General features: G+C 63.4%; 16 protein-coding genes. 3 read left to right on the top strand and 13 right to left on the bottom strand.

Going from position 1 to position 15,013, the window contains the following annotated elements:
* Positions 1 to 379 precede the first annotated feature (379 nt).
* From AC2FML_RS03655 to AC2FML_RS03640, 4 genes are all read right to left on the bottom strand, one after another.
* The gene (locus tag AC2FML_RS03655) at positions 380 to 949 is read right to left on the bottom strand and encodes a CvpA family protein (protein WP_170599629.1); all 570 of its coding nucleotides are present in this window, start codon (positions 947 to 949) and stop codon (positions 380 to 382) included.
* A 40-nt stretch (positions 950 to 989) separates the two neighbouring features.
* The gene (gene radA, locus AC2FML_RS03650) at positions 990 to 2,354 is read right to left on the bottom strand and encodes a DNA repair protein RadA (protein ID WP_496782041.1); all 1,365 of its coding nucleotides are present in this window, start codon (positions 2,352 to 2,354) and stop codon (positions 990 to 992) included.
* A gap of 133 nt (positions 2,355 to 2,487) precedes the next feature.
* A complete protein-coding gene (locus tag AC2FML_RS03645; protein ID WP_170338343.1) occupies positions 2,488 to 3,270 on the bottom strand; it encodes a kinetochore Spc7 family protein in 783 nt (260 codons plus the stop codon).
* Between the two features lie 149 nt (positions 3,271 to 3,419).
* Positions 3,420 to 3,872: a paraquat-inducible protein A gene (locus AC2FML_RS03640; RefSeq protein ID WP_496782039.1), complete on the bottom strand. Its 453-nt coding sequence runs from the start codon at positions 3,870 to 3,872 to the stop codon at positions 3,420 to 3,422.
* A gap of 106 nt (positions 3,873 to 3,978) precedes the next feature.
* Here AC2FML_RS03640 and AC2FML_RS03635 point away from each other — a divergent pair, with 106 nt between their 5' ends.
* Positions 3,979 to 4,401, top strand: a complete 423-nt coding sequence (locus tag AC2FML_RS03635; RefSeq protein ID WP_170338851.1) for an acyl-CoA thioesterase — start codon at positions 3,979 to 3,981, stop codon at positions 4,399 to 4,401.
* A gap of 2 nt (positions 4,402 to 4,403) precedes the next feature.
* On the opposite strand, the gene AC2FML_RS03630 is transcribed toward AC2FML_RS03635, so the two are convergent.
* The 9 genes from AC2FML_RS03630 to AC2FML_RS03590 form a co-directional block, all read right to left on the bottom strand.
* The gene (locus AC2FML_RS03630; RefSeq protein WP_496782037.1) at positions 4,404 to 5,150 is read right to left on the bottom strand and encodes an ABC transporter ATP-binding protein; all 747 of its coding nucleotides are present in this window, start codon (positions 5,148 to 5,150) and stop codon (positions 4,404 to 4,406) included.
* Positions 5,147 to 5,929: an MlaE family ABC transporter permease gene (locus AC2FML_RS03625; protein WP_170338351.1), complete on the bottom strand. Its 783-nt coding sequence runs from the start codon at positions 5,927 to 5,929 to the stop codon at positions 5,147 to 5,149. Before AC2FML_RS03625 ends, AC2FML_RS03630 begins: the two co-directional genes overlap by 4 nt.
* Positions 5,926 to 6,960, bottom strand: a complete 1,035-nt coding sequence (gene alr / locus AC2FML_RS03620; RefSeq protein WP_496782035.1) for an alanine racemase — start codon at positions 6,958 to 6,960, stop codon at positions 5,926 to 5,928. The genes AC2FML_RS03625 and alr overlap by 4 nt, the downstream gene beginning before the upstream one ends.
* 231 nt (positions 6,961 to 7,191) lie before the next feature.
* Positions 7,192 to 8,682: a replicative DNA helicase gene (locus AC2FML_RS03615; protein ID WP_170338856.1), complete on the bottom strand. Its 1,491-nt coding sequence runs from the start codon at positions 8,680 to 8,682 to the stop codon at positions 7,192 to 7,194.
* A 201-nt stretch (positions 8,683 to 8,883) separates the two neighbouring features.
* On the bottom strand, positions 8,884 to 9,561 hold the full coding sequence (locus tag AC2FML_RS03610; RefSeq protein WP_170358994.1) for an orotate phosphoribosyltransferase: 678 nt from the start codon (positions 9,559 to 9,561) through the stop codon (positions 8,884 to 8,886).
* 146 nt (positions 9,562 to 9,707) lie between these two features.
* Positions 9,708 to 10,889 carry an ammonium transporter gene (locus tag AC2FML_RS03605; protein WP_496782033.1) on the bottom strand — a complete coding sequence of 394 codons (1,182 nt, stop codon included), beginning with the start codon at positions 10,887 to 10,889 and terminating at the stop codon, positions 9,708 to 9,710.
* Positions 10,890 to 11,069: 180 nt separating this feature from the next.
* Positions 11,070 to 11,546, bottom strand: coding sequence for a CinA family protein (locus AC2FML_RS03600; RefSeq protein WP_496782031.1), 477 nt, complete (start codon positions 11,544 to 11,546; stop codon positions 11,070 to 11,072).
* Positions 11,543 to 12,040 carry a phosphatidylglycerophosphatase A family protein gene (locus tag AC2FML_RS03595; protein ID WP_170366100.1) on the bottom strand — a complete coding sequence of 166 codons (498 nt, stop codon included), beginning with the start codon at positions 12,038 to 12,040 and terminating at the stop codon, positions 11,543 to 11,545. The genes AC2FML_RS03600 and AC2FML_RS03595 overlap by 4 nt, the downstream gene beginning before the upstream one ends.
* Positions 12,037 to 13,167 carry a bifunctional 2-C-methyl-D-erythritol 4-phosphate cytidylyltransferase/2-C-methyl-D-erythritol 2,4-cyclodiphosphate synthase gene (locus tag AC2FML_RS03590; RefSeq protein WP_496782029.1) on the bottom strand — a complete coding sequence of 377 codons (1,131 nt, stop codon included), beginning with the start codon at positions 13,165 to 13,167 and terminating at the stop codon, positions 12,037 to 12,039. The genes AC2FML_RS03595 and AC2FML_RS03590 overlap by 4 nt, the downstream gene beginning before the upstream one ends.
* A gap of 152 nt (positions 13,168 to 13,319) precedes the next feature.
* On the opposite strand from AC2FML_RS03590, the gene dusB reads away from it, so the two are divergent.
* Complete coding sequence (dusB, locus tag AC2FML_RS03585; protein ID WP_496782028.1) at positions 13,320 to 14,336, top strand: tRNA dihydrouridine synthase DusB; 1,017 nt, start codon at positions 13,320 to 13,322, stop codon at positions 14,334 to 14,336.
* Positions 14,333 to 15,013: two-component system sensor histidine kinase NtrB (locus AC2FML_RS03580; RefSeq protein ID WP_496782026.1), on the top strand; the 681-nt coding region annotated here is incomplete at its 3' end. The genes dusB and AC2FML_RS03580, both read left to right, overlap by 4 nt.

The following is a 15,013-nucleotide window of genomic DNA, read 5'->3' as shown; positions in this document are numbered from 1 at the left end:
GGTTTGATGGGGCCGCGAACATGAGTGTTTCCCGTGTTTTGAACGCGCTGCGTGGCATGACGCCGGCAGCATTTGACCGAGGACAAAACAGGTATGTGGCAGGGACGACCGAGCCAGAAAAAGGACGAGCACGTCAAACGCCGGTGCCATCGGTGCCGCGGAATGGGACGTGCACCTTGCCAGATATGCAATGGCAAGGGCGAAGTCCTGAAGGGTCGAGATCACTTGGGCAAGCCCCAGTTCAGCCGGTGCGACGGATGCTTTGGCCTGAAAACCAACCGCTGCTCGGTTTGTGGGGGCGAAGGGTTCGTCTGACCCTCTGACAAAAGAAAAGCCCGGCTGGCCGCCGGGCTGCTTCGTTTTGCTTGGCTGGTAGCTGTTACTGCCCCTGAGAATCCGCTGTGCAGGATGCAACAAGCTCTTCGTACTGGGTGGTCACCCAACCCAGGGCGGCCTCGGGGTTCTGATCTTCGATCCTGTCGCTGAACTGCTCGAATACCTTGGCCGAGCGGCTTTCATCGACGATCGTGTAGGACTGGCCGGTCATCACGGTGTCGTAGACAAAGAAGGCGATGGCAACCAGCAGAATGCCGCGGGCGATGCCGAAGAAGAACCCCAGCGCCTGATCCAGCCCACCCAGCGCCGAGCGCTGTACCAGGGACGAGAACAACGGGGTGAAGATGCTGACCACGATCAGCGCAATGGCAAACACCGCGGCAAAGCCCGTAATCACCGACAATTCGCAGCTGTCACGCAAGAAGTCTCCGACCACCGGGATTTCCTTGACCAGCGGCACGGCTTGCGGTGCAAAGATGAAGGCCAGAACTGCGGCGGCGACCCAACCTGCAATGGCCATGACCTCGCGCATGAAGCCGCGCGAATAGGCCAGAATCCCCGACAGCACGATGATCAGGGCAACGAGCCCGTCAATTATTGTAAAACCTTCCATGGCCCTCGCCTGTTCTTTTTCTGCCCCTCGAGGCGCGACTTTAACCTGCTCCGAAGGTTTCGCCAACAAACCCAACCAAATCAGAGGGTCGGGTGAGTGTCAGACCTGCCACAGTACCGGTTTTGCCGCCTGCCGGAGCAATTGCTGCTGTGAAACCAAGTTTTTGCGCTTCTTTCAACCTGTTTTCGGTCTGCGGCGCTGGTCTAAGTGCCCCGGATAGCGAGATTTCTCCGAAAACCACGGTGTCGGCGGGCAGGGCGGTGTCCTCGCGCGCGCTCAGCAGGGCGGCAGCCACGGCAAGGTCGGCCGCGGGCTCGCTGATCTTCAGGCCCCCGGCCACGTTCAGATAGACGTCGAGCCCCGCAAAGGGGATGCCGCAGCGCGCTTCGAGCACGGCGAGGATCATCGCAAGCCGTCCGCTGTCCCAGCCGACGACCGTGCGGCGGGGTTGTGAATGGGGCGAGGGCGCGACCAGCGCCTGTAGTTCGACCAACACCGGCCGGGTGCCCTCGATCCCGGCAAAGACGGCCGAGCCGGGGCTGGGTGTGCCGCGTTCCGACAGGAACAGCGCCGAGGGGTTGGTGACCTGTGCCAGACCCTTGCCTGTCATCTCGAACACGCCGATCTCGTCGGCGGGGCCAAAGCGGTTCTTGACCGCGCGCAGGATGCGGAACTGGTGGCCGCGCTCGCCCTCGAAATAGAGGACGGTATCGACCATGTGTTCGACCACGCGGGGGCCGGCGATCTGGCCTTCCTTGGTGACATGGCCGACCATGATGATGGACACGCCGTGGCGCTTGGCAAAGCTGGTCAACTCGTGCGCGGCGGCGCGGACCTGACTGACTGATCCCGGCGCGCTGTCGACATTGTCCGCCCACATGGTCTGGATCGAGTCGATGATGGCAAGGCCGGGTTTCTCGGCCTCGAGCGTGGTGAGAATGTCGCGCAGGTTGGTCTCGGCCGCCAGTTGCACCGGCGCGTCCTCGAGCCCCAGGCGGCGCGCGCGCATGCGAACCTGGGCGCTGGCTTCCTCGCCCGAGACATAGATGGTTTTCAGGCCCGACCGGGCAAATCGCGCGGCGGCCTGCAACAGCAGGGTGGATTTGCCGATGCCCGGATCGCCGCCCACCAGCAGGGCCGAGGCCGGGACCAGCCCGCCGCCCAGGACACGGTCCAGTTCCTCGACGCCGCAGACTGTGCGGGGCGGCGGGGCCTCCTCGGTGGAGAGGTCCGTCAGGGTGACGGCCTGGCCCCGTTTGCCGCCCAGCGATTTCCTGGCCGGGCCTGCCGACAATGGGGCCTCTTGAACTATGGTGTTCCACTCGCCACAGCCGTCGCAGCGGCCGGACCAGCGGGAATGCGAGGCGCCACAGGCCGAGCAGGTGAAAGTCGTCGTCTTTGCCATGGCGCAATTCGTGCCCGAGCTTGCGCGGTTCTTCAAGCCCTTCCGGTGTTCAATCCGGACTGACGGGCCGCGGCGTCAGGCCCGGGCGGGCCATCCTTCGCGGCTGATGCTGCCGCATCTGGTGAGTGAGTGGCTATTCGGCGGCGCGGGGCGGGGGCATGGCGATGACGCTCGATGCGGTCGGGTCGCTGTCGTCCGGCGGTGTCTGCAACTGGGCTGACAGCTCGGGCAAAAGCTCGAACAATTCTTCGCGCAGGCGGGCCAGTTGCGCCTTGGCGATGGACTCCTCGATCTCGATGTCGCGGGTCCATTGGCGCAATTCATGCTGTATGGTCTGGGCGTCTTCGATCCGTTGCTGGAACAGTTCGACCTCTTCCTGCCGCTGTTGCAGGAACGCCCGCGCTCGGGCGACTTTGGCCGCGCCGTAGGTTTCGGCCAGTTCGTGGCTGACCTGGCTCATCTGCGCAGCCAATTCAAGGATCTCGGGCTCCAGCGATTGCAGGTCGGGGTGATCACGCAGGAAGGCCATGCGTTCCTTGACCGCGTCAAACTCCGAGGCCAGCGCGAACACGCCGCTGCGGTCGGCCGCATGGGCGATCTGGTAGGCATCGACCACGTCCTGCATCTGCAGCGAGAACTTCCGATGCGCGTTTTCCAACGCCATCATGCGCGCGCTGGAGGGCAGATAGAAGGCGAGCATCAGAACCAGAGCGGTCAGGCCGATCTGGATGTAGATGCCTGCGTTCGGGATGTCCTGCCCGCCCAATCCAGCCTGCATCGTCAGCCAGGGCCAGACATTCACGGCGGCAAGCAGGGTGGCGGATACGGCAAACAGAGCGGCAGCGCAGATCAGGAAAAAAGTCAGTCGCAGGAATACGTTCTGGAAATGAATTGAAATCGAATGGAGGGCGGCCATGGCAGTCCTACTCCTTTGGAAACCGGCAAAACCGGGCCCGGGCGGAGTATCCATCAAACGTGCAAGACGGTCCGCGTCGGACCCTGAAACAAAAATGACTTGGCTGCTCGAATACTGGCCATCATAGCCAGAAATGCGTTTTCAATCAATCAGGTCCGGAGGTTTCGTGAACCAAGTTTCACTTCGGTAACGTATCCCAGCGCGATCGACGCAAGGATGCAGCCGGTGAACAGGTACAGGCCCCACGCTGTTTCGATCGTTGCGTATGAGATACCCTTGGCCAATGTAATGTAGAGCGCGATGAGGAAGATATCGGCCATGGCCAGCTTGCCCATGATGTTCAGCGCGGGTTGGACACGCGGGTCCAGCAGGTCCCATTGGACCAGCGCGGTTCCGATGGTTTTGATGTACGGAGCGAACAGGGCAAAGACGGTGACGACCAGCGCGAGGAAGACGTCGGATTTCCACAAGGACTGGAGGCCGGTGATGACGCTGATCTCGCTGAGGCCGAAGATCGGCAGCAGGCCCGCGCGCATCAGCGGGGCGAACCACGCGATGGGGTAGAGGATCAGGAGCGAGAGGGTGGCGAGGCGGAGGGTCATTATGCTTAAATCGTAGGGTTTATGGACGACGCTTTCTTCGACTGAATGATGTGATAACGTGTACAAGTGAAGTCATGTAAAGTCATTCGGCAAGGAGATAATTTCTATGCCCGCCTATTTGGCGTTCAAGTCGGTGGTTGATCCTTCCGATTGCGATTTCCTTGGGCACATGAATGTATCCAGGTATTTTGCAGCATGTTCAGATTCCGTTTTCGCCATGCAGGCAGAAATGGGTTTGACGGCAGACGATATGCGGAGCGGTAGGCGGCTTTCCTTCGCAGTGGTGAATATCAACAGCGACTTCCGGCAGGAACTTGGTTCGGGCGAAGCGATCCAAATGGAGAGCGAAATTCTGGAAATTGGAAAGAAATCCATGACTTTCCGCCACACGCTTAGAAAAGTAGCGGACGGTGAAACGGCTTTCACCGCTGTGTTTAAATGTGTTTTGCTGAACTTGGAAACACGCCGGGCTGAGGTGTTGCCCGGTGATGTTTCAGAAAAAGCGAAACTGTGGATGGATGTAGAATAGACCTACCGCACCGCCTCAATCGGCCCCTCAGCACTCCCACTGATGAACTGTTCGACATAAGGATCACCCGAGGAATCCATCTGGCTGACCGGCCCGGTCCACTGGATCACCCCGTCATGCAGCATCGCCACGTTGTCGGCAATCGCGCGGACCGAGCTCATGTCGTGCGTGATGGTCATTGCGGTGGCGCCCATTTCGGTCACGATCTCGCGGATCAGGTCATTGATGACGCCGGACATGATCGGGTCCAGCCCCGTAGTGGGTTCGTCGAAGAAAATGATCTCGGGTTCGGCGGCGATGGCGCGGGCCAGACCTACACGTTTCTGCATGCCGCCCGACAGTTCGGACGGGTAGAGATCTGCCACCTTGGCGCGCAGGCCCACGCGGCGCAGTTTTTCTATCGCGATTTCACGTGCCTCGTCCGTCGGTCGTTTCAACGAGCCGCGCAGCAGGCGGAAGGCCACGTTCTGCCAGACGGGCAACGAGTCAAACAGGGCCGCGCCTTGAAACAGCATCCCGAACCTGGCCAGAAAGGCGTCTCGGTCACCGGTCTGGGCGTCCTCCCCATCGACAAAAATCTTGCCGCTGTCGGGTTTGATCAGACCAAGGATGCATTTCAGCGCCACGGATTTTCCGGTGCCCGAGCCACCGATGATCACCATGGACGTGCCTTTGGCAATCTCGAGGTTCATGCCCCTGAGCACGTGGTTGTCGCTGAAGGCCTTGTGTACGTTCTCCATCCGGATCATAGCGAGAAGAACACCCCTGTAAGAACGAAGTTGGCGGCAAGGATCAGGACAGCGGCGGCCTCGACCGAGCCCTTGGTTGCGCGGCCCACGCCTTGCGCGCCGCGTCCCGAATGCATGCCAAAATAGCAGCCCATGATCGCTGCGATCATGCCGAACGCCGCCCCTTTGACCAGCGAGGACAGGATGTCGAGCGGCTCGAGGAAATCGACCGTGTTTTTCAGGTAGGCCGCCGGGTTGAAGCCGAGGTTCTGCGTCGCCACGGCGTATCCGCCTGCGATGCCGATGATGTCGCCCACGGCAACCAGAACAGGGACGGTGATCAATGCGGCCAGAACGCGCGGGGCCGCCAGGTATTTCATCGGGTGGGTCGACAGGGTGACCAGGGCGTCGATCTGCTCGGTCACCTTCATTGTGGCGATCTCGGCGGCGATCGACGAGGTGACGCGCGCCGCAATCATCAGGCCGACCATGACAGGACCCAACTCGCGGACCATGCCGATGGCCACGATCTGGGGCACGACGGCTTCGGCGTTGAAACGCGCGCCGCCGGCGTAGATCTGAAGCGCCAGCGCGCCGCCGGTGAATATGGTCGTCAGGCCTACGACCGGCAGCGACAGCCAGCCGATGTTCAGCAGGGCCATGCCCAGTTCACGCGGGTAGAACGGCGGTCGAAAGATGTGTGACAGAGCATCCAACGCAAACAGCGCCACGCGGCCGAACGCCGCCAGCAGGTTCAGGACCGCGCGGCCCAGTTCGCCTAGCCATGCGAGTGGGTTCATTCGACATAGCCCCGCGAGTAGCGGCTGCCGAGTGAGGTCAGGATCTCGTACCCGATGGTGCCTGCGGCCTCGGCCAGGTCGTCCACCGTCTGATGGCCGTTCAGAATGCGCAGACGTTCGGGCGTGTGCGGCAGGTCGGTCACGTCGACGGTGATCAGATCCATCGAGATGCGTCCGACGACGGGGCAGGGCAGGTCGCCGGCAAACGTGTCGATGCCGCCACCGATGGCGCGATGCAGCCCGTCGGCATAACCCGCAGCCACGGTTGCGATCCGCGAGGGGCGCCGGGCTTTCCACGTGTTGCCGTAGCCGACGGTTTCTCCGATCGCCAGCTCGCGCACCTGTATCACCGGCAGATCGACGGTGACCACAGGTTTGGCGCCCGCAAAGGGCAAGCCGCCATACAGGCCGATGCCGGGCCGACAGAAATCAAAGTGGAATTCCGGCCCCAGCAGAAGGCCACCGGTGGCCGCCAACGAACGCGGAGCCGATACGCCACCGGTCATCTCGCGGAAGGTTTTCAGCTGTTGCCGGTTCATGGGATGGTCCGGTTCGTCCGAACAGGCCAGGTGCGACATGACCACGACAGGGTTCAGCGCCTCGGCCCGGCTGCGCAGAGCGGCCCAGTCGGAAGGCTCCAGCCCGAGGCGGTTCATGCCACTGTCCAACTGAATCCCGAACGGATGGACCGGTAGCGCCTGCAGGTGGCGTTGGAATTGCTCGGGCGAGTTGATCAGCGGCACAAGGTCGTGATCGCGCAACAGGTCGGCGTCGCCCTCCATATGGCCTGAAAAGACGCAGATCAGCGGGCCGGGGCCAATCGCCTGACGGACGGCTGCACCTTCCTCGGCAACGGCGACAAAGAACTTGCGGACGCCTTCTTCGGCCAGCGTGTTGGCAACTGGTCCGGCGCCCAGACCATAGGCGTCGGCCTTGACCACGGCTCCGGTCTCGACATCGGTTTTTGCGTCCAGCGCCCGCCAGTTACTGGCCAGCGCATGAAGGTTGATCGTCAAACGTGCAGTACTCATGACCCGTTCATGACATTGCGCCGCACGAGGTCAAGGGGGAATGCGCTGCAAACGCGCGTAAAGTCCTTGCCATGGGCGGCTTGTAGCCGGGTTGCGCAGGTCCGGGCGGGCTTGAACGCGGGCAAGACAGCCTGCCAGCATTGTCCGCCTATCCGGGCCAAAACCGTTGGCTGATCCAGATCGTTCATCCGGCGCATTGGGCCGCGGCACATGGATTCGGGCCTGATGGGCTTAGTAGCCTTCGATCTGGCCACCCTGCTGCCAGGGTTTGACAAGGTTGCCAAATCGGGTGAACTGCGCCTCGAAGGACAGCTCGACCGTGCCGATGGGGCCGTGGCGCTGCTTGCCGACGATGACTTCGGCCTTGCCGTGCAGGCGCTCCATCGCCTGCTTCCACTCTTCCATCTTCTCCAGCTCGTGATCGCCGGGCTTTTCGCGCTCTTTGTAGTATTCCTCGCGGAACACGAACATCACCACGTCGGCGTCCTGCTCGATCGAGCCGGATTCGCGCAGGTCGGACAGCTGCGGGCGCTTATCGTCGCGGTTTTCCACCTGACGCGACAACTGCGACAGGGCGATGACGGGAATATTCAGCTCTTTCGCGATGGCCTTCATGCCCATCGAGATCTCGGCGATCTCGTTCACGCGGTTGTCGGACATGCCGCGGCACAGCTGCAGATAGTCGATGACCAGCAGGTCCAGCCCATGCGTCCGCTTGAGCCGCCGCGCCCGGGCCGCCAATTGTGAGATCGGTAGAGCCGGTGTGTCGTCGATGTAAAGCGGACAGGCTTCCAGCGCTTTGGCCGCATCGACGAAACGGCGGAACTCGTCCTCGGTCATGTCGCCTTGACGGATCTTGTGGCTGGAAATTTCGGACGCCTCGGCCAGAACCCGTCCGGCCAGCTGCTCGGCGCTCATTTCCAGCGAGAAGAATCCGACGACGCCGCCGTCCACCGCACCCTCGGTGCCATCGGCGCGCTGACCCCGCTTATAGGCTTTGGCCACGTTGAACGCGATGTTGGTCGCCAGCGAGGTCTTACCCATCGACGGACGCCCGGCAAGGATGATCAGGTCCGACGGGTGCAACCCGCCCAGCTGTTTGTCCAGATCGACCAGCCCGGTCGAAATCCCGGCCATGCCGCCGCCGCGCTGATAGGCCTCGTTGGTGACATTCACCGCCTCGGTCACGGCCTTGAGGAAGGATTTGAACCCCTGTTCGGTCTGGCCCTGTTCGGACAGCTTGTAGAGCTTTTGCTCGGCCTCGACGATCTGTTCCTTGGGCTCACTGGCCACTTCGACCCGCGCGGCCTTGTCCGAGATGTCGCGACCAAGCCGGATCAGTTCGCGCCGGATCGCCAGATCATAGATCATCTGGGCATAGTCATGCACGGCGAAGGCGCTGATCGAGGCCCCGGCCAGCTTGACCAGATAGGCCGGGCCGCCGAGTTCCTTCAAACCCTCGTCCTCGGCCATGAAGGATTTCAGCGTCACCGGCGATGCCAGCGCGTTCTTGGCGATGCGCGCGGCGGCGACCTCATAGATGCGGGCATGGACCGGGTCATAGAAATGCTCGGGCCCGATGATCGAGGCGACCCGGTCATACAGGTCGTTGTTGGTCAGGATCGCGCCCAGAAGCTGCTGTTCGGCCTCGATGGAATGCGGCATGGTCTCGGCGTTCTGAATCTGCGCCGCTGCCTGCTCGATACTGCTGATCTCGTTCATTGCTGCTCTCGCTGTCCCCATGGGACAAAGGTCATATCGCGGCCCCGTGAGTCGGGGCAAATTGTATGTTTTCTGGGGATATGCTGTGCATATCTTCCGCTCCTGCATCTTGCCGCAGGGATCGGTCATTCGTCAACATCTTGTGGATAGGTAGCAAGGCTGACGGCCAGTGTTTCCTGGCCGGCAACAATGGCTCGACAGTCAGCTCTTGTTGGCGTCCTGCCAGCCGCGCGGGTCGTTCAGGAAGGCCTCGACCCCGTCCAGCGTTTCGGCGTCGAACGTGCCCTGTGCCTTGGCCTCGGCCAGAACGTCCCACCAGGTGCACAGGTGGTGCAGTTGCACACCGTGATCGCCCAGCGTCTTTTCGGTTTCGGGGAAGATGCCATAATAGAAGATCACCGCCGTATGCCCACAGGTGGCGCCGGTTTCGCGGATTGCGTCCACGAAGGACAGTTTTGAGCCGCCGTCGGTGGTCAGGTCCTCGACCAGCAGCACGCGCTGGCCTTCGGTCATGGCCCCTTCGATCCGGGCGTTGCGGCCATAGCCCTTGGGCTTCTTGCGCACATAGGTCATCGGCAGGGCCATGCGCTCGGCCACCATCGCGGCGAAGGGGATGCCCGCGGTCTCACCACCGGCGATGTTGTCGAAGGCTTCGAACCCGGCATTCCGCATGACGGTGACCGTCAGGAAGTCCATAAGGGTCGACCGGATGCGCGGGTACGAGATCAGCCTGCGGCAATCGATATAGGTGGGGCTGGGCAGGCCACTGGCCAGCGTGAACGGCTCGCGCGCGTTGAAATGCACCGCCTTGATCTCCAGCAGCATCCGCGCGGTCAGGCGGGCGATTTCCGTGCTGTCGGGAAAGGAACTGGGGATCATGGCGGGACCTCGGTGCTGGAATGACGTTGCGGGCTGATAGCCTGCCGACCGGCCCGATGTCGAGAGGGGTTGGCGCAAAAGAAAAGCGGACCTCCCAAGAGGTCCGCTTGATGCCCGGATGGGCAGTCGAGCCAGCCAAGGTGGGCTTAGCTGCTCATGTCATAGGCCCGTTCGCCGTGGACCGACAGGTCGAGCCCGTTCGTTTCGGTCTCGGCGTCTACGCGAAGCGGGGTGACAAGCGCAACCACCTTGATCAGCACAAACGTGACAACTGACGTAAAGACACCCACGATCACCAGCCCGCCCAACTGCGCGGTCCAGGCACCCAAGCCGAAGACGGCGATCATGATGGTGCCGAAAATGCCGCCCACGCCATGCACGGCGAACACGTCCAGCGTATCGTCGATGTTCAGCACGTTGCGGACCACGTTCACCGCCTCTTGGCACAGGATGCCGGCGACCGCGCCGATGATCAGCGCCTGAACCGGATCGACATAGCCCGAGGCCGGCGTGATCGAGGCCAGACCTGCGATGGTCCCGGTGACCAGACCGACCAGCGAGGCCTTGCCGTATTTGATCCGCTCCCACAGCGCCCAGCTGAGCGATGCGGTGGCGGCCGAGATATGCGTGACCGTCAGCGCCATGGCCGCGCCGCCGTCAGCGGCCAGCTGCGAGCCGCCGTTGAAGCCGAACCAGCCGACCCACAGCATCGCGGCCCCGATCATGACGTATCCGGGGTTGTGCGGCGGGGTGGTGCGGTTCTTGCGCGGCCCCAGGACCCACGCGATGATCAGAGCGGCCAGACCGGCGGTTTCGTGCACCACGATGCCACCGGCAAAGTCGCGCACGCCAACCTCGCCCAGAATGCCGCCATCGGTCAGGATGCCGCCGCCCCAGATCCAATGCACCACCGGCGCATAGCACAGCAGCATCCAAAGGCCCGAGAAGATCAGCACGAAACCAAAGCCCACGCGTTCCACATAGGCGCCGACGATCAGGGCCGGGGTGATGATGGCAAAGGTCATCTGGAAGGCAAAGAACAGCACTTCGGGCAGGGTACCCGACAGGCTGTCGGCATCAACGCCGTTCAGAAACGCCTTGCCCAGCCCGCCCCACAGGCCTGAACCGCCGTCACCGAAGGCGATTGAATACCCCGCGACCAGCCACAGGATGCTCATCAAGCAGGCGATCGCGAAGCAGTGCATGAAAACGCTCAGCACGTTGCGGGCGCGCACCAGCCCGCCATAGAACAGGGCCAGGCCCGGCAAAGTCATGAACAGGACCAGCGCCGTCGCGACGATGATCCAGGCGGTATCGGCTCCGTTCATTGGGCCGTTCTCCTCTTTCCTGAAGCTGCGCCAAGGGGCGCGGTGTGAGTGACGTGCCGTGGGTTCAACCGAACGGCGGCCGAGGAAAAAAGAGGCAGGGTGCGAAAAAGGTGCCTGTTTTGGCGTCCTTTTTCCAAGTGGTGACAAAAAGTGCGCCGTATCCGGGCAGGTGCCAAAAATTTAGGCGAGTTCGGAAAGGCCGTTTTCCAGCAGTTTCAGCGCATGATCTCGCGCCGCGCGTCGGACATTGGCGCGGCCTGCGGCGCCGAACTCGACGGTTTCGGTCAGGGTGGGGCGGCCTGTGACGGCAAGGCCGAAACAGACCCGGCCCTCGGGCTTGAACTCGGACCCGCCGGGCCCCGCGATGCCGGTGATCGAGACCGCAAGCTGCGCCTGGGAATGCGCCAGCGCACCCTCGGCCATTTCGCGGGCGACCTCTTCAGAGACGGCACCATGGATCGCAAGGGTCTCGGCGCGCACGCCCAGCATGTCCTGCTTGGCGGCGTTGGTATAGGTGACGAAGCCTCGGTCAACCACGGCCGAACTGCCGGGAATGTCGGTCAGCGCGGCGGCGACCATGCCGCCCGTGCAGCTTTCGGCGGTGGCGATCATGACGTTCAGCGCCTTGGCGCGGTCGAGCAGTTCGGCGACGGTCATAGGCCCAGTACTCCGTGTGCGATCCCGGCCAGGATCAGAACGCCCACGGCCGCGAACACGCCGGCGATCACGTCGTCCAGCATCACGCCCAAGGGGTCGCCGCGCCGGTCGGCCCAGCCGACGGGGCCGGGCTTGGTGATGTCGAACAGGCGGAACAGCAAAAACGCGGCGATCCAGCCCGGCCACAGGGCGGTGACCGCGATGTCATGCGCCCAGGCCGGATAGGACACGGCCCAGATGGCGATGAACTGGCCCGCGACCTCGTCGATGACGATCTCCGAAGGGTCGTGATCGTCCTGCCCGGCGGTCATGACGCCCGTGGCCCAGGTGCCGGCCGCAAAAACGGCGACAGTGGCGACGGCCAGCAGCGGGAAGCCGCCCAGCAGGTGCAGCGCCAAGGCCAAAGGCAGGGCGGCCAGCGAGCCCCAGGTGCCGGGGGCAGGGCGAAGGTAACCAATCCCACCGACGGTTCCGATCAGGCGCGCCAGGGTCATGGTTTCACCAGACAGGCGGTCGCGATAGCGGCGATGCCTTCCTTGCGGCCGGTAAAGCCCAGCCGCTCGGACGTGGTGGCCTTGATCGATACCCGGTCGGCCTCCAGCGCCATGATTTCGCTAATTTTCTGCCGCATCGCCGCAGCGTGCGGGCCGATCTTGGGGTATTCGCAGACCAGCGTGCAGTCGATGTTCGAGATGCGAAAGCCCATGCGCCTGGCCAGATCCACCGCATGGCGCAGAAAGATCTCGCTGGCGGCGCCCTTCCATTGCGGGTCGGATGGGGGGAAGTGCTGACCGATATCGCCCTGCGCCAGCGCGCCATAGATCGCGTCGGTGACGGCGTGCATGCCCACATCCGCGTCGGAATGGCCCTGCAGCCCCCGATCATGCGGGACCTCGACGCCGCACAGGATCACGTGATCGCCCGGCCCGAACCGGTGCACGTCATATCCGTTGCCCAGCCTTACATCCATGTCTGACCTCAATATCCTTTCGGCCCGGGCAAAATCCTCGGGCCGTGTGATTTTCAGATTGTCCGCGTCGCCCGGCACGATGGCCACGTTGATCCCGGCGGCGCGGGCAACCTCGACATCATCGGCGGCCCCACCGGGATGCACCGCATGCGCGGCGACGATGGCGTCATAGCGGAACCCCTGCGGCGTCTGCGCGGCAAACAGGCCCGCGCGATCTCGGGTGCCGGTAACTTGGTCGTCGGCCCCGGTCCACAGCGCATCGGTGACCGGCAGCCCCGGCGCCGCAGCGGCGTGGGTGTCGAGGGCCGCCAGCACGTCACCAATGACCCGCGCGCTGACACAGGGCCGGGCGACGTCATGGATCAGAACCTTGCTGACGCCGCGGTCGGCCAGCGCCTGCAACCCGTTGCGCACGGATTCGGCTCGGTCGGCGCCGCCGGGCGCAAGGATCAGGCCGCTGTCGGCGAATCCCGTCCAGGCCTCGGGGTCGTCGGGGGACAGGACCAGCACGACCAGCGGGACCTGCGCCTTGATCCGTTCGATCGTCCAGTCGGCCACACGCCGCCCGGCCAAGGGGCGCCACTGCTTGGGCTGGCCTCCTCCGGCGCGCAGGCCGCGCCCGGCGGCGACGATGATGGCGGCGGTTGTCATGTTTGAATTTCCGACCTTCGTTTGGCTTCCGTGTTTAGGCGGCGGTGAAAGCAGAGGCAATCACTCGCGGTAAGCTGATTAAAAAATAGGCATATGATGATTTTGCGGGCTTGTTGGTCGCGGATTTGTTGTTCATACGCCCCGGATTCGATATGAAAACCGCAATTGCTCAAGGATTAGGCACGTTGACGCTGCGCATTGCCGAGAAAACTTTGACCCCGCCGGTTCTGCTGGCGCCGATGGCCGGAATCACCGACCGGCCGTTTCGCGACCTCGTCATGCGGTTCGGCGCCGGGATGGTGGTCAGCGAGATGGTCGCCAGCCAAGAGATGGTGCAGGCCAAGCCCGGCGTGCGCGAACGGGCCGAGTTATCGGCGGATGTGGAAAACACCGCCGTACAGCTGGCCGGGCGCGATGCCTATTGGATGGCCGAGGCCGCGCGGCAGGTTGCCGACCGGGGCGCGCGGGTGATCGACATCAACATGGGCTGCCCGGCCAAGAAGGTGACGAACGGCTATTCCGGCTCGGCCCTGCTGAAGACGCCCGACCACGCCCTGACCCTGATCGATGCGGTCGTGGGCGCAGTGGACGTTCCGGTGACGCTCAAGACCCGGCTGGGGTGGGACGACACGCTGCTGAACGCGCCGGACGTGGCGCGGCGGGCGCAGGAGGCCGGCGTTCAGATGGTGACGATCCACGGGCGCACGCGCTGTCAGTTCTACAAGGGTGAGGCGGATTGGGCCGCGATCCGGGCGGTCAAAGAGGCCGTCAGCATTCCGGTCGTGGCCAATGGCGACATCACCAGCCCCGAGCGTGCGCAGACAGCGCTGGAGCAGTCGGGCGCGGAAGGCGTCATGGTGGGCCGCGGCGCGCAGGGCAAACCGTGGCTGCTTGCGCAGATCGCGCACGAGCTGTGGGGGACGCCGGCGCCAGAGGTTCCCGAAGGCGACGATCTGGCCGACATGGTGCGGGTGCATTATGAAGCGATGCTGGGGTTCTATGGCCCCGATCTGGGCCTGCGTGTCGCGCGCAAGCATCTGGGCTGGTACATGGACGAGGCCAGAACGCCGGCGTCCCTGCGCCGCGCGGTCCTGACCTCGCGCGATCCGGCCGAGGTTCTGCGGCTGATCGGCGACGCGTTGACGGAAAATTCCGAGGTGGCAGCATGATTTCGGATCAGGTCGTCTGGGCTTCGCTGCCGGTTCCCGCCTTCATCATCGACCCCGAGGATCGCATCGCGGATGTCAATTCCTCGGGTGAGGGGTTCCTGAACGCTTCGCGCAAATCGGTGGTCGGGCATCCGGTCTGGGACCAGATCGCCGTGGACGCGCCGCTGGAAGAGGCGTTCACGCGCGCCCGCGCGCAGGGCACGCCGTTGTTCGTGAATGACGTGGATGTGGGTTCGGGCAATCGCGCGCCGCTGCAATGCGCGCTGCAGATCGCGCCTCTGCTGGGGCATCCGGGGTCGATGATCATGATCGTCTCGCCGCGCGAACTGGCCACCCGCATGACTCGAGGCAACACGGTCAAATCGGCGGCGCAGTCGGCGATCGGCATGGCCGAGATGCTGGCGCATGAAATCAAGAACCCGCTGGCTGGGATCACCGGTGCTGCACAGTTGCTGAGCATGAATATCGGCCCGCAAGATCTTGAGTTGACAGACCTTATCGTGGCCGAGAGTCGCCGGATCGTGAAGCTGCTTGAGCAGGTCGAGCAGTTCGGAAACCTCTCGCGGCCCGAGTTCAAGCCGGTCAACATCCACGATGTTCTGGACCGCGCGCGCCGCTCGGCGCTGCTGGGCTTTGGCGCGGACATGACTATCATCGAGGACTACGACCCGTCGCTG

This window comes from Ruegeria sp. BHSC029 (genome assembly GCF_059613085.1).
This window is presented reverse-complemented; position numbering and strand designations above follow the sequence as displayed.

Bases quoted from the DNA above. Each gene is read 5' to 3' on its own strand.
- AC2FML_RS03655 (WP_170599629.1), bottom strand. From the start codon at position 949: ATGGAAGGTTTTACAATAATTGACGGGCTCGTTGCCCTGATCATCGTG.
- radA (WP_496782041.1), bottom strand. From the start codon at position 2,354: ATGGCAAAGACGACGACTTTCACCTGCTCGGCCTGTGGCGCCTCGCAT.
- AC2FML_RS03645 (WP_170338343.1), bottom strand. From the start codon at position 3,270: ATGGCCGCCCTCCATTCGATTTCAATTCATTTCCAGAACGTATTCCTG.
- AC2FML_RS03640 (WP_496782039.1), bottom strand. From the start codon at position 3,872: ATGACCCTCCGCCTCGCCACCCTCTCGCTCCTGATCCTCTACCCCATC.
- AC2FML_RS03635 (WP_170338851.1), top strand. From the start codon at position 3,979: ATGCCCGCCTATTTGGCGTTCAAGTCGGTGGTTGATCCTTCCGATTGC.
- AC2FML_RS03630 (WP_496782037.1), bottom strand. From the start codon at position 5,150: ATGATCCGGATGGAGAACGTACACAAGGCCTTCAGCGACAACCACGTG.
- AC2FML_RS03625 (WP_170338351.1), bottom strand. From the start codon at position 5,929: ATGAACCCACTCGCATGGCTAGGCGAACTGGGCCGCGCGGTCCTGAAC.
- alr (WP_496782035.1), bottom strand. From the start codon at position 6,960: ATGAGTACTGCACGTTTGACGATCAACCTTCATGCGCTGGCCAGTAAC.
- AC2FML_RS03615 (WP_170338856.1), bottom strand. From the start codon at position 8,682: ATGAACGAGATCAGCAGTATCGAGCAGGCAGCGGCGCAGATTCAGAAC.
- AC2FML_RS03610 (WP_170358994.1), bottom strand. From the start codon at position 9,561: ATGATCCCCAGTTCCTTTCCCGACAGCACGGAAATCGCCCGCCTGACC.
- AC2FML_RS03605 (WP_496782033.1), bottom strand. From the start codon at position 10,889: ATGAACGGAGCCGATACCGCCTGGATCATCGTCGCGACGGCGCTGGTC.
- AC2FML_RS03600 (WP_496782031.1), bottom strand. From the start codon at position 11,546: ATGACCGTCGCCGAACTGCTCGACCGCGCCAAGGCGCTGAACGTCATG.
- AC2FML_RS03595 (WP_170366100.1), bottom strand. From the start codon at position 12,040: ATGACCCTGGCGCGCCTGATCGGAACCGTCGGTGGGATTGGTTACCTT.
- AC2FML_RS03590 (WP_496782029.1), bottom strand. From the start codon at position 13,167: ATGACAACCGCCGCCATCATCGTCGCCGCCGGGCGCGGCCTGCGCGCC.
- dusB (WP_496782028.1), top strand. From the start codon at position 13,320: ATGAAAACCGCAATTGCTCAAGGATTAGGCACGTTGACGCTGCGCATT.